The 22,479-nt window shown below is 33.9% G+C and carries 28 protein-coding genes; 14 read left to right on the forward strand and 14 right to left on the reverse strand.

The features are described from left to right. Window positions 1-24 precede the first annotated feature (24 nt). From K5783_RS04700 to K5783_RS04720, 5 genes are all read left to right on the forward strand, one after another. Window positions 25-318: a hypothetical protein gene (locus K5783_RS04700; RefSeq protein WP_297472438.1), complete on the forward strand. Its 294-nt coding sequence runs from the start codon at window positions 25-27 to the stop codon at window positions 316-318. Window positions 319-350: 32 nt separating this feature from the next. After that, on the forward strand, window positions 351-1,967 hold the full coding sequence (locus tag K5783_RS04705) for an FAD-dependent thymidylate synthase (RefSeq protein WP_297472440.1): 1,617 nt from the start codon (window positions 351-353) through the stop codon (window positions 1,965-1,967). A gap of 39 nt (window positions 1,968-2,006) precedes the next feature. Further along, a complete protein-coding gene (gene msrB / locus K5783_RS04710) occupies window positions 2,007-2,402 on the forward strand; it encodes a peptide-methionine (R)-S-oxide reductase MsrB (protein WP_297472442.1) in 396 nt (131 codons plus the stop codon). 402 nt (window positions 2,403-2,804) lie between these two features. Next, window positions 2,805-3,815: a homoserine dehydrogenase gene (locus tag K5783_RS04715; protein WP_297472444.1), complete on the forward strand. Its 1,011-nt coding sequence runs from the start codon at window positions 2,805-2,807 to the stop codon at window positions 3,813-3,815. Further along, window positions 3,812-4,288: a PUA domain-containing protein gene (locus K5783_RS04720; protein WP_297472446.1), complete on the forward strand. Its 477-nt coding sequence runs from the start codon at window positions 3,812-3,814 to the stop codon at window positions 4,286-4,288. Before K5783_RS04715 ends, K5783_RS04720 begins: the two co-directional genes overlap by 4 nt. Here K5783_RS04720 and K5783_RS04725 read toward each other — a convergent pair. Together K5783_RS04725 and K5783_RS04730 are read right to left on the reverse strand one after the other, a co-directional pair. After that, window positions 4,285-4,755 carry a Mut7-C RNAse domain-containing protein gene (locus K5783_RS04725; RefSeq protein WP_297472448.1) on the reverse strand — a complete coding sequence of 157 codons (471 nt, stop codon included), beginning with the start codon at window positions 4,753-4,755 and terminating at the stop codon, window positions 4,285-4,287. The two genes, K5783_RS04720 and K5783_RS04725, sit on opposite strands and share 4 nt — an antisense overlap. 26 nt (window positions 4,756-4,781) lie before the next feature. Beyond that, the gene (locus K5783_RS04730) at window positions 4,782-5,378 is read right to left on the reverse strand and encodes a proteasome subunit beta (protein WP_297472449.1); all 597 of its coding nucleotides are present in this window, start codon (window positions 5,376-5,378) and stop codon (window positions 4,782-4,784) included. A gap of 95 nt (window positions 5,379-5,473) precedes the next feature. On the opposite strand from K5783_RS04730, the gene K5783_RS04735 reads away from it, so the two are divergent. Further along, on the forward strand, window positions 5,474-5,890 hold the full coding sequence (locus K5783_RS04735; protein WP_297472451.1) for a DoxX family protein: 417 nt from the start codon (window positions 5,474-5,476) through the stop codon (window positions 5,888-5,890). Here K5783_RS04735 and K5783_RS04740 read toward each other — a convergent pair. The 3 genes from K5783_RS04740 to K5783_RS04750 are packed head-to-tail and all read right to left on the reverse strand — an operon-like array spanning window position 5,887 to window position 9,050. Continuing rightward, on the reverse strand, window positions 5,887-7,239 hold the full coding sequence (locus K5783_RS04740; protein ID WP_297472453.1) for a M20/M25/M40 family metallo-hydrolase: 1,353 nt from the start codon (window positions 7,237-7,239) through the stop codon (window positions 5,887-5,889). The two genes, K5783_RS04735 and K5783_RS04740, sit on opposite strands and share 4 nt — an antisense overlap. 5 nt (window positions 7,240-7,244) lie before the next feature. Then, on the reverse strand, window positions 7,245-8,108 hold the full coding sequence (locus K5783_RS04745) for an NAD(P)H-hydrate dehydratase (RefSeq protein ID WP_297472455.1): 864 nt from the start codon (window positions 8,106-8,108) through the stop codon (window positions 7,245-7,247). Between the two features lie 57 nt (window positions 8,109-8,165). Continuing rightward, window positions 8,166-9,050 (reverse strand): tRNA (adenine-N1)-methyltransferase, encoded by an 885-nt coding sequence (locus K5783_RS04750; RefSeq protein WP_297472457.1) that lies wholly within the window; start codon window positions 9,048-9,050, stop codon window positions 8,166-8,168. Between the two features lie 317 nt (window positions 9,051-9,367). Here K5783_RS04750 and K5783_RS04755 point away from each other — a divergent pair, with 317 nt between their 5' ends. The 3 genes from K5783_RS04755 (at window position 9,368) to K5783_RS04765 (ending at window position 10,481) form a co-directional block, all read left to right on the forward strand. Further along, complete coding sequence (locus K5783_RS04755) at window positions 9,368-9,718, forward strand: hypothetical protein (protein WP_297472459.1); 351 nt, start codon at window positions 9,368-9,370, stop codon at window positions 9,716-9,718. 73 nt (window positions 9,719-9,791) lie between these two features. Further along, complete coding sequence (locus K5783_RS04760) at window positions 9,792-9,920, forward strand: hypothetical protein (RefSeq protein WP_297472460.1); 129 nt, start codon at window positions 9,792-9,794, stop codon at window positions 9,918-9,920. 48 nt (window positions 9,921-9,968) lie between these two features. Further along, complete coding sequence (locus K5783_RS04765) at window positions 9,969-10,481, forward strand: hypothetical protein (protein ID WP_297472461.1); 513 nt, start codon at window positions 9,969-9,971, stop codon at window positions 10,479-10,481. Between the two features lie 13 nt (window positions 10,482-10,494). On the opposite strand, the gene K5783_RS04770 is transcribed toward K5783_RS04765, so the two are convergent. Next, the gene (locus K5783_RS04770; protein WP_297472463.1) at window positions 10,495-10,662 is read right to left on the reverse strand and encodes a hypothetical protein; all 168 of its coding nucleotides are present in this window, start codon (window positions 10,660-10,662) and stop codon (window positions 10,495-10,497) included. Window positions 10,663-10,899: 237 nt separating this feature from the next. On the opposite strand from K5783_RS04770, the gene K5783_RS04775 reads away from it, so the two are divergent. Together K5783_RS04775 and K5783_RS04780 are read left to right on the forward strand one after the other, a co-directional pair. Continuing rightward, window positions 10,900-11,475 (forward strand): hypothetical protein, encoded by a 576-nt coding sequence (locus tag K5783_RS04775; RefSeq protein ID WP_297472465.1) that lies wholly within the window; start codon window positions 10,900-10,902, stop codon window positions 11,473-11,475. Window positions 11,476-11,912: 437 nt separating this feature from the next. Beyond that, complete coding sequence (locus tag K5783_RS04780; protein WP_297472467.1) at window positions 11,913-12,632, forward strand: response regulator; 720 nt, start codon at window positions 11,913-11,915, stop codon at window positions 12,630-12,632. Between the two features lie 401 nt (window positions 12,633-13,033). Here the strand turns inward: K5783_RS04780 and K5783_RS04785 are convergent, their stop codons facing one another. From K5783_RS04785 to K5783_RS04815, 7 genes are all read right to left on the reverse strand, one after another. Further along, window positions 13,034-13,234 (reverse strand): hypothetical protein, encoded by a 201-nt coding sequence (locus K5783_RS04785; protein WP_297472468.1) that lies wholly within the window; start codon window positions 13,232-13,234, stop codon window positions 13,034-13,036. Further along, window positions 13,231-13,899, reverse strand: a complete 669-nt coding sequence (locus K5783_RS04790; RefSeq protein ID WP_297472470.1) for a CFI-box-CTERM domain-containing protein — start codon at window positions 13,897-13,899, stop codon at window positions 13,231-13,233. The genes K5783_RS04785 and K5783_RS04790 overlap by 4 nt, the downstream gene beginning before the upstream one ends. Window positions 13,900-13,902: 3 nt before the next feature. Continuing rightward, window positions 13,903-14,481 (reverse strand): hypothetical protein, encoded by a 579-nt coding sequence (locus tag K5783_RS04795; protein WP_297472472.1) that lies wholly within the window; start codon window positions 14,479-14,481, stop codon window positions 13,903-13,905. A 6-nt stretch (window positions 14,482-14,487) separates the two neighbouring features. Further along, complete coding sequence (locus K5783_RS04800; RefSeq protein WP_297472474.1) at window positions 14,488-14,967, reverse strand: hypothetical protein; 480 nt, start codon at window positions 14,965-14,967, stop codon at window positions 14,488-14,490. Continuing rightward, window positions 14,951-15,742 (reverse strand): hypothetical protein, encoded by a 792-nt coding sequence (locus tag K5783_RS04805; protein ID WP_297472475.1) that lies wholly within the window; start codon window positions 15,740-15,742, stop codon window positions 14,951-14,953. The genes K5783_RS04800 and K5783_RS04805 overlap by 17 nt, the downstream gene beginning before the upstream one ends. Before the next feature lie 195 nt (window positions 15,743-15,937). After that, window positions 15,938-17,824 (reverse strand): arginine--tRNA ligase, encoded by a 1,887-nt coding sequence (gene argS / locus K5783_RS04810; RefSeq protein ID WP_297472476.1) that lies wholly within the window; start codon window positions 17,822-17,824, stop codon window positions 15,938-15,940. Window position 17,825: 1 nt separating this feature from the next. Continuing rightward, entirely contained in the window at window positions 17,826-18,521 is a 696-nt protein-coding gene (locus K5783_RS04815) for a phosphoglycolate phosphatase (protein ID WP_297472478.1), read from the reverse strand. Window positions 18,522-18,627: 106 nt separating this feature from the next. On the opposite strand from K5783_RS04815, the gene K5783_RS04820 reads away from it, so the two are divergent. The 3 genes from K5783_RS04820 (at window position 18,628) to K5783_RS04830 (ending at window position 20,556) form a co-directional block, all read left to right on the forward strand. Further along, window positions 18,628-18,840, forward strand: a complete 213-nt coding sequence (locus tag K5783_RS04820) for a DUF504 domain-containing protein (protein ID WP_297472480.1) — start codon at window positions 18,628-18,630, stop codon at window positions 18,838-18,840. Window positions 18,841-18,856: 16 nt separating this feature from the next. Continuing rightward, window positions 18,857-19,960 (forward strand): GTP-binding protein, encoded by a 1,104-nt coding sequence (locus tag K5783_RS04825; RefSeq protein ID WP_297472481.1) that lies wholly within the window; start codon window positions 18,857-18,859, stop codon window positions 19,958-19,960. Window positions 19,961-20,253: 293 nt separating this feature from the next. Beyond that, window positions 20,254-20,556, forward strand: coding sequence for a hypothetical protein (locus K5783_RS04830; protein ID WP_297472483.1), 303 nt, complete (start codon window positions 20,254-20,256; stop codon window positions 20,554-20,556). Window positions 20,557-20,754: 198 nt separating this feature from the next. On the opposite strand, the gene K5783_RS04835 is transcribed toward K5783_RS04830, so the two are convergent. Then, window positions 20,755-22,365, reverse strand: coding sequence for a collagen-like protein (locus K5783_RS04835; protein ID WP_297472484.1), 1,611 nt, complete (start codon window positions 22,363-22,365; stop codon window positions 20,755-20,757). Window positions 22,366-22,479: the final 114 nt, after the last annotated feature.

Raw genomic sequence — 22,479 nt, forward strand, 5'->3', positions numbered from 1 at the left:
ATTTAGAGAGAAAATAACAACCTCATGATTCAAAGAGAAGAACTTGAACAAATTTTGAATTTTGTCGCAAACAGATGGATTGAAACCACAAAAGATCCAAACAATAAAGCTTTGGAAAATCTACCAAACGATTTTTGGATGAATTCAATTGGTGGAAAAACAGCAAAAAAAGGATTCTGGGTAACAACATTGATGTATACCGAAAATGAAGATGATGCCGCATCTTTCAAAGAAGTGTTGTTAAGATGGCAAGCAAAAGGCCAAGACAAGAATAGAGACAAAGGTCCCGATCTGATTCAAATTGGAAAAAAGAAATAGACTATTAATAATTGATTTTTCAGATATGTGTGTTGTCAGAATTTTCAACCAGTGAAAAAAAGATTTTAGTAGATCACTTTTCAAATACAGAAGGAAATGTCTTTGCAATAATAACACCGCGACAAGTAGATCGTGGAGCTTTGATGTCAAGATACAGCAGAACTGACAAAAGTATGAGAAGAATATTTCTTGATGAGTTTTTAAAAAATAAAAACAGAGGGGAGGAATTTTACAATCGAGTTCTTTTAGAATACGGCGATGATTCTGTTGCAGAATTGGGAGAAGCACAGATTGCAATTGAAGGATTGACAAATATCGCAGTAAAAAAAATAGAAGACAGAAGAATAGGATTATCATATTTAGAAAAATCATCAAGATATGTAGCATGGAATAAAAAAGAAAAAGGAAAATACAGATTTTATAGAGATCCTGAAATTACAAAATCAAAATTTGCAGATATGTATGAAGAAGCATGTAATTTTTCTTTTGATGTTTATTCAAAAAATATAGAACCAATGATAAAATATATCAGAGAGAAATACCCCATTGAAAAATACAGTTTCAAAGACTCAGCAGATGGAAAAGAAAAATTATTTCCCAAGTTGAAAAATGAATCAGATATAAGATCAGCACATATGATTTACAGAGGTTCAACCAAAGCTAAAGCATTAGATATTCTCAGAGGATTGTTACCGGCATCAACTTTGACCAATGTTGGAATCACAGGAAATGGACGCGCTTTTGAATATCTTCTTACAGTTTTAGGCTCATCTGAATTAAAAGAAGAGCAAGATCTAGCATCAAAAATCAAAAAAGAACTAGATACGACCATAAAATCATTTGTTAGACGAGCAGATGACAAATACGGAAAAGCAGTCCAAAAATATCTCAAAGACGTCAAAAACAAATCCAAAGCAATTGCTAAAACAAAAATTAAATCAAATCCAACATTAGGAACAAGAACGAAACTTGTAGATTATGAATCAGAGAAAAATGCAATAGATAAAATCATTACAGGCATAATTTATGAGCAATCTCCAAGTACATCATATCAAAATATATCTCAGCAGGTAAAGAAAATTTCTAAACAAAATAAAATCAAAATTATTGAGGAATTCACAAAACTTAGAAAAAATAGGCGACATAGGCCATCACGAGCATTTGAAACAGTTTACTATACTTTTGATTTGTGTAACAATTTTGGAATGTTTAGGGATTTTCACAGACACAGAACACTGACTTTAGAGAGACAGTTACTTACAACAGATCATGGTTACAGTATTCCAAATGAGATCAAAATTCTTGGAATTGAAAAAGATTTTAGAGACTGTATGAAGAAAACAAAAGAAACCTTTGATAAAATCAGAACAAAATATCCAGAACAAGGACAATATGTGGTAAACTTTGCATATAATTATCCGTATTTTATGAAATTCAACCTTAGAGAAGCATGTCACTTAATCGAACTAAGAACAGTTCCACAAGGTCATATAGATTACAGACGCGTAGCACAACAAATGTTTCATGAGATTAATAAAGTACATCCAAGCTTAAGTAAAATCATGAAATTTGTAGATTTGAAAGAATATGATTTAGAAAGATTTGAATCAGAAAAAAGAACGGAAGAAAAACGAAAACAAATGAAATAATAGAACAATATTCTAATATAGAAAAAAATAAGATAATTCATGACAAAAAAAGTTACTGAAAATCCTGAAGAATGGAAAGAAAAATTAACGCCGGAACAGTATGAAATTTGTATCAATCACGGCACAGAGCCCCCATTTTCTGGAAAATATAATAATTCCAAGATTGAGGGATATTTCAGATGTGTTTGTTGTGGGGAAGATCTTTTTTCCTCAGATGCAAAGTTTGATTCAGGTTCAGGATGGCCTAGTTTTTGGAAACCAGTGTCAGAAGAGAAGATAGAGTATGTTTCAGATACAGATTATGGAATGATTAGAACGGAGGTAAATTGTAAAAATTGTGGTTCTCATCTAGGTCATGTTTTTGATGATGGTCCAAAGCCTACAAACCAAAGATATTGTATTAATTCAGTTTCATTAAAACACGAAAAAGATTAAATCAATAAGGGATTCGCTACGAAGATGTATTTTTTGAACAAACAACGTATTATGAGTATAACATATTATGAAATATTATGAAAGATCTAAAATGTGAACATCATTGGACATCAAATGGATCATATTTCTGCATCCATTGCGGTGCAGACATTAGCAAAAGAACATAGAAATCAATCAAACAAAATTCTAAAAACAATGATTATCAATACGCATCATTTTGGCCATAAATTTGATTAAAAAGAACAAGAAATAGACTAAGAATATTTATGAAAGCAATCAGTCAATCCACACTATGATACTAATTCATTATAACATGAAACATTTGGAATCGTATACAACTATTGATAATGATTCCAGTAATAAGGAGAACTTCAAATATACAACAAAAAGGAAGGAAATGATTTGAGAATAATCTTATGTGGATTCGGTGTTGTGGGACAAAGTTTACTGAAATTATTTGAATCAAGATCTGAAGACCTTTATGCGAAATATGGATTAAAACCAAGAGTCGTAGGAGTTTTCGACAGTAAAGGAAGCGCAGTTGATTCATCAGGATTAGAATTCAACAAACTAATGGACGTAAAGAAAAAATTTGGGACAGTGAAAAATTATTCTGATAAAAAAAATTCAATGTCAGGTATAGAAATGTTAAAAAATATTGAGGCGGATGTTCTAATTGAGACTACCGCTAGTAATTATAAAGACGCAGAGCCTGGAATGACTCACATTATTACTGCTATGAAAAAAAGAATGCATGTAATTTCAGTCAACAAAGGACCGCTTGCACTAGCTTTTCCATCTTTGTTGGAACTTGCAGCATACAATCAAGTAATGTTCAAATTTAGTGGAACAGTTGGAGGCGGAACACCAATTTTAGATTACGCTAAAAAAAGCCTCAGAGGAGAAAGAATTACTTCTTTTGCAGGAATCTTAAACGGAACAACAAATTATATTTTAACAAATATGGCCACGGGTATGTCATTTGAGGAAGCACTAAAAGATGCAAAAAATAAGGGGTATGTAGAAGCTGATGAATCTTTGGATTTGGATGGTTTGGATGCTGCTGCCAAATTAGTAATTCTTGCAAACTGGATAATGGGAATGAAAGTAACATTACCAGACATCAATTGCACAGGTATACGAAATGTTACAACTGAGGATATTAAAAAAGCAGAAAAAAATAACTGCTCTGTCAAACTCATCGCATCTTGCAACAAAGAACTTGTTGTAGGTCCTAAAGAGATATCAAATGATGATCCGCTTTGTGTCAATGGAACACTAAATGCAATTGCTTTTACATCAGAGCACTCAGGCACACAAACAATTATTGGCAGAGGTGCAGGAGGCATGGAAACTGCCAGCTCCATTTTAAGAGATTTGTTAGACATCAGACAAGAGATTGCAAGAACTTGAAATCAAATCTAATTTCAAAAAGTGAGACGTCGACATTACTTAAAACAGTCTCAGAAAAATGGGGGATTGAGTTTCCCAAAATAAAAAATCTCAAAGTCCATCAAATTTTAGATGACGCACAAATAATCACAGGCGAAGGGATTAAAATATTGAAGATCAATGAAGACTACATTCCATTTTTATCAGAAACTAAAATGTTAGAAAAATTTCCAAATGTTACGGTAGATATGGGAGCTATAAAATTTATGTGTAAAGGTGCAAACGTAATGAGACCAGGAATTAAAAAATATACAGAGTTTGAAAAAGATCAACTGATTTGCATTGTAGAAGAATCTCAACATAAATTTTTAGCGGTTGGAAAAGCACTGGTGTCTAGTTCTGAGTTGGAGAATATGAAAAAAGGTGAAGTAATTAAAAACATCCATTATATTTCAGATAAGTTTTGGGAAACTGGAAAAATAATTTACGATTAAATGAAACATTTAATTTTCTGAACAAATTCTTGTAATTTTTCAATGTGTGTTCCTTCCCAATAGATTTGATCACACCCACCACATTTCCAAAATTTATCATGATAGTCTAAAACTCGTTTTGGGATTTTGTTTTGAATTTCAGATTTTTTAATTTGAAAAGTTTGAAAATTACATTTAGTACATCTTGCTAAATCACCTGAAATTTTATTAATTTCCAAATTTGTTTTTTTTAAAATTTCTTTAAATTGTTCAATTTCGTCCTCTGTAGTGATGCCGATAAATTGGATACCTTTCTTTTTTGCACGTCTGATTAGACATCCATCTTTGGATATTATTGTTCTATTCTCATTTTTAGCTTTTTCTAATAGTTCATGATCCTCAATGTCAGAAAAGTATTCAGTATCATATCCAAATAGTCTTAATTTTCTAGCAATATTACCAAGCATTGCATCAACAAAAAACAACATGTATCAATTTTATCAAAAATTCAGAATTATTTGATTTGCTCTGTAAATTCTTCTGTACCGTCTTTAGTGATTACAAGTACATCTATTCCATCACCGCTTGCAGAATCTCTCAAAGCTGCTGAACGTATTGCCCTTTTTGCCAAATCTATTGCCTCATCCTTACTCATGTTTGGCTTGAATTGTGGGTCTAACACACCTAACGCCATTTCTGCCCCAGTTCCAACTGCAGCATATTCGTCAGGAAGAACTGAACCTAATGGATCAAGAGTGTACATAATTGGTTTATCAACAACGCCACCAACAATTACTTGAGTCAGTAATGGAAAGTATCTTCGCTCATACATCATATTTGACATCATTTTTGCAACAGTGTTAGGAGGAACGTCTCTTTTGAGCTCCATTTTTCTAATTTTAGCAAGAGCTGAGATTTGTAATGCTAAAATTTGCATATCAGCTACAAGACCAGCACATGCTGCACCTACTTTGTTAGTAATAGGAAATGTCTTTTTTGTAGATTTACTTACAAGAAAGTTACCAAAGGCTATTCTTTTCTCACTGGCAAAAACCACACCGCCATCAAAAGTAATTCCAACAGCAGTTGCCCCGGGCATATACATTGACATAATCCAAATAATTTTGCCGCATAATAAAGGGCTTTCTACATTTTGCGCGCAGATTATGGGTAAAACAATTATACGGAAAATTTGAGAGTGAAATATTGACTACAGCAGAAATTAGAGAGAAGATCCTAAATGATGTTGTCTTTATGGGTTTAAGATCTGCCATAGGTGTGATCTTTATTCTTCATGGAATGTCAAAATTTAATCCAGGATTTGCCAATAATTTACCTAATATGGGGTTTCCAATAGAAATGCAAATCCCATTAGCATTAGCTGAATTGGTTCCAGGTATTTTGATAATTGTTGGAGTGTTAAGTAGATTATCCGCATCACTGATTTCCATCATTATGTTAGGAGCAATTTTCATGGTTAAAGGTGCAAAAAGTGTTACTGGTCAAGGAGGGGTTGAATTAGATTTAATTTTACTAGCATCAGTATTAGTCATTATGATAATAGGTCCAGGAAGAATTTCGATTGCACAAGCAATCAAAAAATTACCCAGGTGTCTTCATTAAGTCTTTCCAAAGTTTTGCATAATCAAACAAACGCATTTTGTAGTTTTCTTTAACAAATCAATTCTAGCAAATTCATTTGGAGAATGAATTCTTGAAAACATGTATGTACTTCCAATGGAGATGCAAGGCACGTTTAAAATTTCTACAAAAGGATGCATCGGACCAGTTCCAGCGTTCGAAACATTCAAGATAGATTTTCCAAATATTTTGTCAGCTGCATCTTTTACATGAGATACAAACGGATTTGAAGAATCAGTCCTAGCAGCTGCTTCACCATGAAAAATTTTGATTTTAACATCAGAGAATCCTTTAGATTTTAGATGATTTTTTAATCTCATTACTTGTTTTTTCGGGTCCATTTTAGGTACCAATCTAAAATCAATTTTGACTAATGCACTACCAGGAAGAACAGTTTTGGCACCATCGCCAGTATATCCAGAGACAAATCCAGCAATATTGCAAGTGGCACCTGCGACTAAGGCTTTTTTTGCATCAAGTCCTTTTTTACCACCCAAAAAAGATCGTATTCCAAATTCTTTTTTGAAAAAGTCTTCATCAAACGGCTCGTCATTTATAATCTTCAAATCCTTTTTTGAAAGTGCTGAAACATCTTTGTACCAATCTTTAATGAGGATGTTTCCATTAGAATCACGCAATGTTTGTACTGCTTCAATCAATCTCCATGCAGGGTTTTTTATCAAAACCGCCAAGCTGGAATGAGCATCTCGTATAGATTCAGAAACAGACAGTTCAACGAACAACAATCCCTTCATACCCAGACCAATTATGGGTGTATTTTTTGCATCAATGTATCCAAATTCCCAAATAACACCATCACTAGAAAATTTCTTTCGATATTTTTTTAAATACTCTTCAATATGAGCGCTACCAGTTTCCTCTTCTCCCTCTATCACAAATTTTATGTTGCATGGAACATCCCCTGTTGTTCTCAGATAAGCCTCAACTGCTTTTATTCTGGTAATTAATTCGCCCTTATCATCAGTAGCACCTCTTCCAAATATTTTGTTTCCTTTTCTTGTTCCACTGAATGGAGGATCATCCCATAAATCAAATGGTTCAGCTGGTTGCACATCATAATGATTGTAAAACATCAAAGTTTTCTTTGGGTTTTGTATGGATTTTACCTCGCCATAAACAATTGGAGCAACATTTTTTTTCAATCGTAATATTTCAGAAGATATTCCAGATTTTTTTAATATCCTTTGAACAAGTTTTGCACATTCTTCAATCCCTTCATTTTTTGCAGATACACTAGGCTGTCGGATCAAAGTTTGAAGATCTGAAATCATGTTTTCCATGTGAGAATCTACATGTTGAAGTGTTTTCATGTTAGTCACACAATTTTATCAAACGGTTTCATTGCAGAAGGAATTGCATCCAGCAGATCCATTGAAGTCATGTGTAATCCTATTTTTTTTTGAACTGCTTTTCCGGCCAATCCATTGATGAATGTAGCTGCTGCAGCAGATTCCAAAGAATTTCTATTCTTAGATAACAATCCTGCAACTAATCCTGAAAGCACATCACCCGTTCCCCCAACAGTCATTGCAGGAATTTTTTTCTCATATAGGTAAGTAGTGAAACCATTTGAGATGACATCAGTGGCGCCCTTTAGTAAAACTGTAATTCCATGTTCTTTAGCTTTTTTCTCTACAAGTTTGATTCGTTCGTTTTTTGAATTAGATGGTGATTCTCCAAACAGTCTTTTAAATTCACCAGCATGAGGTGTAACTACAACATTTTTGTTTGCAAGTAAAGGCAAAATATCAGGGATCAGAGCACTTGCATCCAAGGATAAACGTACATCTCTATCTAAAAGAGATTTGACAAGATGTAACAGGGCATTTTTTTCTTGTATCGCAAGACCCATTCCAATTGTTGCAGAATCTAAATTTCTAGGTAAAGATCCTAAAAGCTTGTTTACAGCGCCTCTAGTTAATTTTTGATCAACTAATGGAATGACAATAAGATTTGGCGAGATAGCACGTGTTGAAGTTACATTGATGTTTGGAACAGATGTGTAAACCAAATCAGTTCCACACCTAAGAGCAGCAATTGAAGATAAGATAGGAGCGCCATGATAGATGTAACTGCCGCCGATTACAAGAACTACGCCATTATCACCTTTTCGTGATTTAGAGTTTCTCGCAGGAATAAATTTTTTAATAATTGTGATGTTTAGATTTTTTGTAACCATAACAACATACCCTAAAAAATAGACGAATAAATCTTATTTCAAAGTTTTATGAATTGGTCAGAGTGATTTTTTAGTGGATTTCTTTGTGCGTTTTGTTGTTTTCTTTGGAGTTTTTGACGGAATTTTATCAGCAGGAGGTTTCTCAACGGATTTTCTCAATTGGCGGTCAAAAAATGCTTTTCTAGCAAAACACAGGTATGTGGTATGACCAATTCCTTGAAATGAATGTCTGGTTTTTCCTTCTCTTGCTTCAATGGTTCGGATAATATGTTCAGTAGATTCTATATCAGTAAATTCATTTTCAACTAAAGCAGTGGTTAATTTTTCTAATTGATTCATCGTAGGACAAATTGCAAAGATGCTACCACTGCCTTTTAACATCTGTCTTACCTTAGGTATAACAATCCAAGGATCACCTAAATCAATTAACGCCACATCCATATCAGATAATGGTAAGGTTTTAGCAGTTTTCAGATCCAAATTTTGTTGCGTAACATATTTTGATACTCCAGCTTTTTTGATATTTTTTTCTGCAATTTTCATGAAATTTTCATCAACATCAAAAGTGTAAACATGTCCACGAGGCTTTACAATGTTTGCCACAAAAGAAGTGAGCGAGCCACTTCCAGTTCCAATCTCCAAAATCTTTTGGCCATCTCCGATTCCAGCTCTTGCAACAATATAGCCAAGATCTTTTGGATAAACAATCTGTGTACCGTGCTGAATTTTCATTACATAATCATACATGGTTGGCTCTAAAAGATAGACATACTTGTCTTTGTTTGTAGTTAATCTAGAGCCATATTCTTTACCAATTGCGTCAGAATGTTTGATTACACCAATATGAGTGTGAAACGATTCTTTTTTTGAAATTTTTGCTAACCATTTTTTAGAATTATTATAAAAAAACAAAACAGGTGAATTTTGTTTTATTTTGGCCATGTTTTTTTCCTAAAAATTTTAGATAAGAATCTACTGATCCCACAAACTAGAAGCAAGTAAACGTTTAGAAAATTAACCTAAAAGTAATTTTTTTTGGTCCCGGGTTTTTAACAAAAACGTGGTTCTAATAGAGTCATTGAGTCAGAGACATCTTGCGGTGTTAGCTGGGGGCCCAATGCTCACATAAACTAGTTAATACAATTACAAAGTCTCCAAAGTAAAGGAGACTGTTTTTTTCTCTGGAACATAGTGGAATTGAAAAATAATCCAAGTTGCTACAAATAGTATTTTAATACCAATATAGACATCAAAGTGAATTGACAGAATTAAAGGTTCAAGGTTCAGGAGGATACATCATTGCAGATTTAACAGAAGAGCAAGCAAAAAAAGCAGATTTAGGGGTAGGAAAGTTGTTTTTGGCACCAATTGGAAAACTTGAGACCGAAAAAATGTTCAAACATTATTGTAATAATTGTGAAACAGAGTTTGAAAATCCACCTACAATTCACCTTGAAGAGAACACCAATGAGGAAGTAGCAGACAATCTAATACTTGTTGAAAGAGGGCAATATACTTGTGAAAAATGCAGTTCATCGATTGGAGAATACAGAGTATTCAAAAAGAAGGATGAATCGGCAGATATTGGTAAAGCTAACCCATCACAGTGATTCAAAAAACATAATTTACATCACACATAGTATTCAATAAATAAAGCGATTTTTTACAAAGAGCATGTCAAACATGAAATGTGTATCATGTGGAATTAGTTTCTTTTCCCCAATGGATTCGGACAAATGTTCCAGATGTGCAGGTAAAGAATCTCAAGGACATGGAGGTCATGATTCCTGTGGTTGTGGACACAGCCATTAATTCTTTTTTTTATAACATAATATATCATACAAATGAGAGTTCAAACACATGGCAAAGACATCTGAGGAAATGAAAAGACAGGTGGAGGAATTTATCAAAATAACTAATATCAAATATGAAGATCAGACAGAAAAAGTCAGAGAAAAAAGCAAGGTAGTAGAATGGCAATTCCACATCGGAGCAAACGTCATTGTTAGCAAAAATGTAAACAGAGATGACAGAATTCAAGTCAATGTTAACATGAGATTCCCTCCAGAAGATGCAAAATTACTAGTATTGAAAAATCCATCATTTTCAAAAGCAATTATGGAGATTAGTGAAATTTGCACAACTTGTGGAGTAGGACATCAATGGATGAAAGATAAAGAGGACATCATAGGATTGGCAATTTTTTCACATGTTGATGAACAGGCATTAGACAGAGTTTCTTTTCATAATACATGGGATAATGTTGCAAGGGTGTCAGGGCATGCCCAAAAGATATTGCGCGCAAATTTTAGTGGATTTCCAACACCCAATAGTGCATCGGATGAAACAATAGACAAGTCAATGTATGGATAAATTTGAAAAAAGATCAGATATTTTCACATTTTGGGCATTTGAATCCATTAGTGTTATCACCGCAAGATTCACAGTTAAGGTTTATTTTGAAATAGTCATATTTTGAAGTCTTGAAATATTTTCCAATTAATACTGTAAATAGAATTATTCCAAATCCCATTCCAATCCATGATAAATCCATCAGAATAGAGTTGATTTGAATTAAAATAAGTGTCAAGGTTATCAAAATAGACAAACAGGGAATCAAAAAAATAAAGTTTGGACAAATTTTGATTTTACAAAAATGACAATGCAACTAAAAATCAAATTAATTAAAAAAGTCATCAAATTGGAATTCCACATATTCGCCAACAATAAAATAGTTCAGAGGAAAAGAGAATTTATGAAAGAAATATCCATATCATCGCTATTAAAAAATATGAAGCAAGAGAATAATTACGAGGATGATTTATGGAAAACATGTTTAGATGAAAAAGGAAGAAGATACAGAAGAAAAGATATCAGTAATTCATTAAAAAAATTAGCAGGGTTGGGATTTATTAAAAAAATTAGAATATCAGGAACAGATACATACTATAACAAAATGCCCTATCCAAATTCTGATGATTATGTTGGATTTGTCAATAATATTATGTTTAGCAATGAATCTAAAATTAAAGAATCATTAAAAAAATTAGAAAGCAAAAAAATATTTGTAGACATATCCAAAGACCTTAATTCTTACAAATTAGCAAATCAGAGTAAAGCAAATTATGAAAAGTTATTAGAAGCATTTTCAAACTTAACTGAACTTGCATCAGCAATACAACTAGTAAAAGATACAAGTACGGATGAGGGTCTAAAAAAGAAATTGAAGATATGTCATTTGGAAATTATGGAGACATTGAATGAAACTAGTGAAAAAATCATAAGAGATCGGAAATCAAATGAAATGATAGTATTACAAAGACGTTTTTCAGGCAGGATCCCGAATCCAGGATTTCTCAAACTTTGAAATTTTGCGAGAGGGAGGTTTTTGGTTCATCAAGTCAAAAAACATCACTTCAGATAGATCAAAAACAAGAAAATACAAATTTTTATACTAGTTTTATTTTGCAGCATTATGAAATGTCAATGTACCAGTGACTCATTGTGTATGTTCCACTATTCTGTAAAAAACCCAGATTCTATAAAACCAAAAAATTGAATGCTTAGATTTGACATGCTGAGAATTCTCTTTTTATTACTTTAAACTAGAAACTATATTCTGGCTGGTGGACATATCCATATCGTAGCCCAATACGCTCATATTAATTGTAAATTAAATTATCTCTAAGATTATTTACCCATCACAATAAAATAGGTGATCTTTAGGTACCAATCCCGTCTTTTGAATATATCAATACTGTTTGTATGACAAAGGCAACCGCTGAAAGAAAAGGCATTTGAAATATGATAAATGCTAAAAATATAATCTGCCTTGCAGATGCAAATTACTCAAAATTGTCATTTATTGTTATTGTTTGTCATAAACTACAAACAATTCATTATATCATAATTTTTTCTAAAATAATTCAATTAGCAATGGAACCATTACGTTATTGTAAAATTCTCATAGTTGATGATTCAGCTGCATTTAGAGAGAAAATAAGATATGTTCTCACTGATGCTGAAATAGGCTATTATTACTATGAAGCAGTAGACGGGAGAGAAGCAGTTTCACAGTATATCACCAACAAACCGGATGTTGTAATCATGGATCTTATGATGCCAAATGTTGATGGGTTATCAGCCATCAAAGCAATCAAAAAATATGATCCAGATGCAAAAATCATAGTTACATCAACAAAAGAGAACAAAGAATTGGTTCAAGACTCAATCAAAGGAGGAGTAAAAGACTACATCATAAAACCATTTCAGCCAGGAGCTGTAGTCATGGCAGTTTCAAAAGCATTAGTTGTAACTAAAGAATACAAAGAGAAAAAAGCAAAACCAGTGACATTTATCGACAAGCCTTTATTGTATAAAGGAGTTTATCATGGACATGTTGTCAATGTTAACAAATATGGCGAATATGAGTTAAGTGCCAATCAAGATCCATTAACAAAAAAGCTTTTGCAAAAAGCACAGGATATCAAAGATATGGGAAAGCATTACGAATTAGTATTATAACATGAAAATCCAGCCTTAGATTCATTCATTGATTGTTCTGTGTCAGTTAATTCAGACATTAAAGTAAGGTTTATTGAGATAAAACAATTCTCATAATAGTGATTGGTTTGCACGCCAAGAAGTGATTTCCGAGCTGGTGGCTTAGGTTACCAGTCGTAAATTCTTCCGCTAGCAACTTCGGTTGCTAGTGACATTAATTCATTATTCAACAAATTAGAATAATCATTACATCTATTGAGAGTGTCAAACTAAAACTTCAACACCATAATGGAGTTAGAGAATTAAACCAATCTACAAATTCCACTTTAAGAAAAATCAATCAAAATTATTTTGAATTAAATAGTTAGGGTTTGCGAGCTTATTTATTTCAGCGATCCGATCAAAACCATCAATTCAAAAGACTATTGAAATTGTGCAGGATGGCTTAACTTAAAACAACCCACTAGTAATTCAGGAGAATCTGAAAAGTAACCAAACATGTCTTTTATCTTACAATCAAGTGGAATGTAAGAATATCCTGCAACATTATTTGTTACAAAAAATAAAGTAGTAACAGAGATTATTACTGTAATAATACAAAAAAGAAAAAGCCTAGTCTTCATTTCTTTACTTTCCATATCAACATAACAGGTACTACAACATACATCCCAACAATCAGTACAATAGTAGACAACCCATACAAAATAACATCAAGTTCTGAACCTTCTGCAAAAGTCATGATAGATAATGTCGTAACCATAGGAGTGATGAACAGTTTAACAGATTCTTTGAATATAGGACTATCATCTTCCCATTGTGCAATAGTCGGAGAAAACAAGTAATAGATTGAGTTAAAGCCACTCATGAATATTTTCCCAGATTCTGTGTTTAGCAAAATGTTATCTCTAATTTCACGTAACATTTGTACCTGAGGTGCCAACTCTGAACCATATGATGCAGTAGCTATCAAGCAATCACCATGAGTTGTTTGCAATTTTAAAACATGGCAAGAACCATCTACAAATGCTGTTCCTTTACCACATACAGGTATTTCTAACCATGTGCAAGTTTCAGATGAAAGAAAATGAGTTGAATTGTTATGGAATAAATCATCTTTTAGAATTGGTTTATCCTGTAATGTACAATATCTTTCCAATTGTTCTCTAGATTCATCTGATTCGGGATGCAAAGTTGTATCAACTAGAAACTGAGTAGCTAAAACAGTCGTGAGTGAAGAGAAAGACAGAATCACAGCAAATGCAACAATTATCAAAAGTCTAGTTTTCATTTTCTAATCAACCACAAAATATCCAATTCTTTTCCATTCGCATTCCAAGTTCAAAAGAGCATGAGTCTCATTTGTATATCGCAAGATGTTTTCCGTTCTTTCTTTGTGGGAGTCATTATTGCAACTATCTAGTACTTTTTGGAGAGAAGAATTTGGACTACAATCCAATAGTTTGTCTATTAGAATATCTGATTCCTTGACATTTACAAATTCAGGATTCCAAATTTTTTGATATTCCTCACAAGGCATTTTATGCAACTCATTGATAGGATAGTGCTTAACATTACCACTAGAATCATCTATTGCAAACCCGTCTATTGAGTCTGGATTGTAATTTACGTCATGATCAGACTTGTCAATTTTAGAATCTTCATTTGTGTCTGTAATTGTATCTACAGAACGACAATTTTGTGGAGGTTGCCATAACCACTCATCACAAACAACCGTCTGTCCTTCCATTGGAGGGATGTACGACATTTCGTTAGTGCCCCATGTTCTGTAATTAATTGTAGGATATACAACTGCTGTAAGTAAAAATACGGTGATAGATATTCCAACTATTATCAATATTCTAGTTTTCATTTCACATTAATTCCCAAATCCCGTCCACAGCCATATTGCGGTGCCTCCAATCAGAACTGCAATAAAATAGATGTATGGGATTCGTCGCCATAATGGAATTCCTTTTGAAAATATTGTTGTGATTGGTATTGATACCATTGATAGAATCCAGAAACTCAAGATCAGGATAGATTCATCTCCAGATGTTGGAAATTGACCAGATATTACTGAAACCCAAGGAAGCCATATGCCCACTCCAGCTATGATAAATGGAATTATAAATGAAAAATTGCTAAAACCAGTAACAAATGAAGTATCTAAATGGATTCTGTCTCGAGTAACCATATCATTCTTGGTGGTTCCGTTTTCAAACACAGTTACTATATCAACAGGCATTGTTTCTGATGTCTGGGTTGCAATAACGATACCCAATACAACTATTGAAAATACTGTAAAAAAATATCCAATTAAAATTGAGAGCAATATCTTTTCATTTTTTTGAATCATTTTCTAACTCCACCCAAGCACAATCAATACTGTCAATATGATGGGTTTCATTTTGCCATTGGATAATAGGGTTAATGCATGGGCCTCCTGATTCCTGACAACCACAAAGATCTAAGACTTTTTGCAACATGGGGTTATCGTTTTTTGTCCATCCCCTATCAACCAGATTCTGTTTTGTTGGTTCCGTTACACATGCAGGAGAGCCATCATACTTTTGGATTAGAACTAAGTCATCATTACATTGTATGTTTTCAGAATCCATTCCAACATGACTTTGTTTTAACGGAGGATAAATTTTAGGAGAACTATTTGGAATTTTATCAAACTGGTATATGCCAGTATCAAATCTTGGAGTAGAAGAAATTAATTCAACTTCATCAGACGATATTGTCGCATAAAATCTCCATGATACAATCTCATTGTCTTTGAATATTCGGTATGGTTGCTCCACACCATTTATCAGCACCAACACAGAGTCAGGGGTTTTTACATAATCTGTTGCAAGTAGATCTGAAAATGTTTGCTCATTCATGGTTATGGTATAAGTGTCAATAAAATCCTCAGAGGCAGACGTTGAAAAAATCAAAGATCTATCTTCATGGTCATATGCCATGTCAGTAAAGTAATTGGTGTTTGATTGAGCTAGAACAGAGTATTGTTTTGAATCTACAGTCAATGGAATATGGTAAAAATCAGCGCCCCCCTGATATTGAGCAAATGCAACTGAAGGAATCAAAAACCCAATCAGAACAAGAAAAATCACAAAATACTTCATACCGTATGAAATTTTATATCATCATTGAAAAGTTCTTCGAATCTTTTGTTAACTAAAATGGTTCTTATTGGGTCACAAACCAACACTGATTTTACAAAACTTACTCCCAATACCATAAACCACTAGCTCGTTGATCGTATGCTAAATTGCACGCCAACAAACCTAGAGTGGCAACATTGTTGTTGCTCTAGGACATTACATTCTGTCAGGTGCAGTTATTCCCAAAAGATCAAGAGCCTTTTCCAGAGTAAGTTTAAACGAATTCACAAGACATAAACGAGAATTTTCTAATTTTTCATCACCTAATTCCAAAACCTTACAATGCTCATAAAAAGAATTGAATGTGACAGCCAAATCATGACAATATCTTGCAATAACTTTGGGAGACAAATTATTTGCAGCATCACGAACTTGTAAATTAAATAGACCAATATTTTTAATCAAATCAATTTCGGACTTGTCTTTGAGTAAAGAAAAATCAACATCAATTGTAGGAGTTCTATTGGATTTCTCCAAAATTCTTGATGCCCTGGCGTGAGTATATTGTATGTATGGAGCAGTATCACCTTCCAAGCTAAGAGATTTTGTCAAATCAAATGTTATGATTTTATCCAAATCTTGTTTAATCATTTCATAACGTAAAGTGGCAACTGAAACATGATGAGCAATTTTTTCAATTTCAGATTTAGCCATTTCAGGATGTCGCTTTTGAGTTTCCTCAGTTGTTTTGTCTTTTAATAATTCATAAACAGAATCTGCGTTTACATACAATCCTTTTCTGCCGGACATCTGAGCTTGCTTTCCTTCAGTGTCCAAGCCAAGAGTCTTTGCAGTATCAGAACTTAGAGTCACGGATTCATAGCCAAGATGAACATATGCATCTGGTACTGACTTGAATTTTCCCATCAAAGATGTAATAATTTTTTGCAGTCTTGCCTGACGAGAATCAATTACAGTTACTACTTTTTCACCTGAAAAGTTTTGAGAGATGAGATTGCTTTTATTCAAAGTGGTTTGCCAAAGATCTCTAGAATTAGGCTGTGGTTTTTCATATTTTTCATAGTTAAATGGATCCTCTAACAACCCCAATTTCCAAGCAGCATAGGGAATATCTTTGGCAATGTAGGTTGCAGTGCCATTACTTCTCACAATCACCTTATCATCTTCTTTGTCCTCTCCTCGAATTACCCAACAACCAGCATTCTTTCCATTATTTTCAAATTCGATCAAAGACATATCCTTGAGTTTTTCAAAAATTTCACTCCACAATCCAGAACGGATTATCTGAGATTCAAAATTAAGGCAGTCATAATAAACACCCAAATTCCAGCAAGTTTCCAGTTGACCTGCCAAAACTTTCCGAGTGATTTTATCTGCAAATTTTGCAGTTTCAGAATTTCCATCTTCTAGTTCTTTGAGAACATTTTTTCTTATTTCTTCAAGACTAGGATCTTCTTCATATTTCTCAGTTGTTTTGACATAAACGTCATCACCACAATAATGATCAAACTTTTTTTCAGATGGGGGTTGTTCAGCAAAACCAAAGTGTTTGAAACCAACTATGATATCTGCAACTTGAAGACCAGAGTCATCGATATAATTTAGAACATTGACTCTGTAATTTGCTTTTTTTAAAATTCTAGATACACAATCACCAATTATGATATTTCTTATATGTCCAATATGAAGAGCTTTGTTGGGATTAACACTAGTATGTTCTACTACAATAGCAGAATTCTTTCCAATATCTACATCACCAAATTCATCAAGATACGACTCAGATAAGATTAATTGATTTAATTTATCCCAATCTGCAAAGAAATTCAAATAACCAGAGGGATGTGCCTGAGATTTTAAAACTAATGTATTGACACAATTTTTAAATTTCCCAGATAATAAATCAGCAATTTCCACAGGGGTTTTTTTGAGATGCTTGGCAAGCAAAAATGAAACGTTTGAACTTACATCGCCATATCCTGGTTTTGCAGGTTCTACTGCAAATTTTACATCAGATATTGAAAGTTCTGCAAGTATCTTCTTGAGATTGTTTTCAATTTCATCGATGATTGATTTGAATGTCATATCATATATCAGATAGTCTAGGTGCTAATTTATCTAATGCCTCAATCACCCCATCACCAGCATTAGCAGACACAGTCATTGTAGCCTCAGATTTAACAATTTCAGAAGCATTTCCAAGCGCAACACTTGTTTTTGCCAATCTAAACAAAGGAACATCTGTTGCACTATCACCAATTGCTATCACATCATCTCTTAGAATTGAAAATTTCTCCATGATTTTGGAAAATCCTGTCCCCTTGTCAATCCCAGGCGAATTGATATGAAATGCGTACTGACTATCAGAAAGTTCTACAGCAATATTGTTTTCAAAGAGTAACTTTCTAGCAAGATCTAAATCAAATGTTCGTTCCAAAACAACTTCAGTCATTCTAGGAAAGACCAGTTTTTCTTTAACATTATCAATATTGTTTTTCATCACATTTAACGCAGTTTTACATTCTTCAATATTGCCTAACAAAATATGATCGTTTGAATCAAGTGTAATGCAACCACCATTTTCCCCAACAGCAATTTTTGTTGTTCCACCAAACACTGATAGCAGATATCCTTCAACAGATGATCTTCCAGTTACAAAAATCACATTATGTCCCATATTGGTTAATCGTCTTAATGCATCAAGTGCGTCCAAATGAATCCTACCCCCACCATTCTCAGTTATGGTGCCATCTATATCTACGGCAAATGTTCTTGTTTTCACAAAAATGGTTTTTCGAACCGAATAATATTTGCTACGTAAGAAGAAGATATTAAAACTTAGATCAAAATCAAAGACAGCTTATTAGTACTGAAATGAAAATGAAAATATGGTTAAGAAAGGAGCAATAGAAGAAATTTTCAGCAAAGCATTATTTGCAGACGAACCTAAAGAATATAGAATTTCTTATAGAGATTTTCAAAGGATAAAAGAAACATCATTACCAGAATTTTTAGTGCAGTCAAATAATTTTCAGACCATTCCAATTAGTAGAATTAAGAGCATAAAGAAGAGTAATACGATTTTATTTGAAAAGAATTAATGAAAGATGAATAGTATTGGGAATTCCTGAGAAAATTAAAGCCATTCAAGATGAAATGGCAAAAACGCAGATTAACAAAGCTACTGAACATCATATTGGTCTTCTAAAAGCCAAGATTGCAAAGCTGAAAAGAGAGCAAGAAGCAGACATTACCAAAAAATCAGGAATGAAACAGGATGGGTTTGATGTTAGAAGAAGCGGAGATGCAACAGTAGTGTTCATTGGATTACCAAGTGTTGGGAAATCAACACTTCTAAACAAAATGACTGGAGCAAAATCTGCAGTTGGTGCTTTTCAGTTTACAACATTAACAGTTGTTCCAGGCATGATGGAATACAGAGGTGCAAAAATCCAAGTACTAGACCTTCCAGGTATTATCAAAGGTGCATCTACAGGAAAAGGACTAGGAAAAAGAATTTTATCTGTTGCAAGAACAGCTGATTTAGTATTACTTGTATTAGATGTGTTTCAGCCATTTCATGAAGATGTGTTAATTAACGAATTGGGAAACATAGGAATTAGATTAAATCAATTACCTCCAAACATCACAATAGAAAAAGCATCAATGGGAGGAATTGCAATTGCCCAACAAGTAAAATTAACAAAAATTACAGAAAAACATCTCAAAGATATTTTACATCTTTATGGGATTGTTAGTGCACGAGTTGTTGTAAGAGAAGATCTAACATCTGAACAATTGGCTGATCATATTGCCGGAAATATTAGTTATTCAAAAGCGCTTACAATTTTGAATAAAATTGATTTAGTAGACAAAGAGTTCCTAAAAGATTTGAAAACAAAAATAAAATCAGACGTTATTGAGGTATCAGCAAACTCAGATATCAATGTAGATTTACTAAAAGAAAAGATCTATGAAAAACTAAAATTCATTAGAATTTACATGAGGCCAAAGGGAGGAGAGACAGATTTCAAAGAACCACTTATTGCTAGAGAAGGAGATACTGTTGAAGATATTTGCAACAAGTTACATCGTAGATTAAAAAGAGAATTTAGATATGGTCTAGTATGGGGCAAAAGTGTCAAGTTTGGAGGACAGAGAGTAGGTTTGAATCATATTTTGTTGGATGAAGATGTACTGACAATAATTAAAAGACGTTAGTGGGATTTAAAAAAACAAAAATGGATCAGGATAAAAATTAAAAATAATTTGAATTGCACATCAAAACAATTAAAAAATAATTTCTTTATCCAAATTTGTTATATTCAAGCGTAATATGAAGAATATTTTGAGTAAAACAAGAAAGAGAAGAACATAATACATGATTCAAAATATTGTTGTAAATTTAACGATCAATCAAATATTGAAGAAAAAATTACTTGACAAATTGTAATCAAATTGTGTAAATTTCTTTAGTTTAACCACTGAAAAACAATGAAAAACTCGATTCAGCAATGGCTACAAAAAGAAAAGCTGCAACTAAACGTAGATCAACTAAAACATCTACAAAAGCAGCTCCTAAAAGAAAAGCAGCAGCAAAACGTAAAGCAGCTCCTAAGAGAAAAACTGCAGCAAAGAAAGCAGCTCCTAAAAGAAAAGCAGCAGCAAAACGTAAAGCAGCTCCTAAGAGAAAAACTGCAGCAAAGAAAGCAGCTCCTAAAAGAAAAGCAGCAGCAAAACGTAAAGCAGCTCCTAAGAGAAAAACTGCAGCAAAGAAAGCAGCTCCTAAAAGAAAAGCAGCAGCAAAGAGACGATAAAATCGTCAATAAACTAACAATCGTCATCTAGACGACGAATTGTTTTCCCTTTTTCTAAATTTATTAGTGAAAACTATGGTGTTAGATTTTTTAAAACAATTTACAAAAAATGAATTTTTGTCAATCAAAAAATTTGAAAATTATTTAAAATTCAAAAAGGAGAAAGATTTCAAAATAATTTAAAATGTGAAAAAAGGATCAATAAAGATAACTCATTAATTTTATTTGCTCTTCAGTTGTGATGACATTTTTGTTTGTCAAAATTTCTAACAAATCTTTGAACAGTGCTTTTTGTTCAGACGACATTCCACCTGATGGACCTTTTTCTCCTGGCGGACCTGGTGGACCACGTGGACCTGCAGGACCTACGGGACCCTGACCTCCTACTGGGCCCTGTTCACCAATAGGACCAATTGGACCTGTTGGACCACGTTCACCTTGTGGACCCTGAATTCCTTGTGGACCTTGGGGACCTTTTTCTCCAGAGGGGCCTGTTGTTCCTCTTTCTCCTTGTGAACCTTGTGGACCTTGGGGACCTTTTTCTCCAGTAGGACCCATAGGGCCTGTTGAACCTTTTTCTCCAATTGGTCCTACAGCACCTTTTTCTCCTTTTTCACCTTGTGGACCTGGAACTCCTGTAAGCCCCTTAGCACCAGCAGGACCTTGTGGACCTTGGGGACCTTTTTCTCCAATTGGTCCTTCAATACCTCTGGTACCTTTTTCTCCAATTGGTCCAGGTGGACCCATAGGGCCTTTGTCGCCAAGAGGACCAGTTGGACCTGTTAATCCTTTATCACCATGAGGTCCAGGTGGACCCATAGGGCCTTTGTCGCCAAGAGGACCAGATGGACCTTTTTCTCCAATTGGTCCAGAGGGACCCTGAAGGCCTTTTTCTCCTTGAACACCAGATAAGCCAGTAGGACCTTTGTCACCGGGTGGACCTGTTGGACCTGTTAATCCTTTATCACCAGTTGGACCTTGTTGACCCTTGTCTCCTTTTTCTCCAGGAGGTCCTCTTAATCCAGAAAGGCCTTTGTCACCGGGTGGACCTGTTGGACCTGTTTCACCTTTGTCGCCAAGAGGACCTTTTAATCCAGTAGGACCTTTGTCGCCAAGAGGACCAGTAGAACCTTTTTCTCCTTTGTCACCAGGAGGACCAACAATTCCTTTATCACCCTTGTCTCCTTTGTCGCCAGTAGAACCTTTGTCACCAGTCATTCCTTTATCGCCAGAAAGCCCCTTATCGCCTTGTGATCCTTTGTCACCAGTAGAACCTTTGTCACCCGGAGGACCTTGTGGACCATCTGGTCCTTTATTACCAACAGGTCCTGGCGGGCCAGGTGGGCCCATAGGGCCTTTGTCACCCGGAGGACCTTGTGGACCATCTGGTCCTTTGTCACCAGACGAACTTGAAGATCTAGAAGATCTTACAGTTGTTTTTGGAGTTTCTATTTTTTGATTTTGAATATATTCAGGTTTAATTTCAGAATGTGTTTGAGTTGCAGGTTTTTTCAATGGAACGTCAAACACAGAATGTAATGAAGAAAATAGATCAGTCACAACTATCCAAATAGTATCAAGGGTTTCAATTGAAGATGGTAATGGATTATCAGATGATCCAATTTTCTCAGAAAACATGCCATCTTTTACTCTAAGATGAAAATTTCCTCTCCACAAAGAAGAGAATTGTTTAGTTCGTATTGCGTCATCAGAAGGTTTACTATCAGTGATCGAAATTTGGACTTCATAGACACCTGATTGCTTAAAGGGAGCCTTCCCTTGAATTTCTATTCGGGGTCGAGATGACACATTCGTTTGTGTATATTTCAAGTATTTCTGTATTTAGATGCTTGAATCCACACATACACAAAAACAGGATTAGGCTCAATTAAGGATGGTATTTATCTAGATAAAATGCCAATT

It is taken from the genome of Nitrosopumilus sp., from assembly GCF_025699125.1.
Classification (GTDB): Archaea; Thermoproteota; Nitrososphaeria; order Nitrososphaerales; family Nitrosopumilaceae; genus Nitrosopumilus.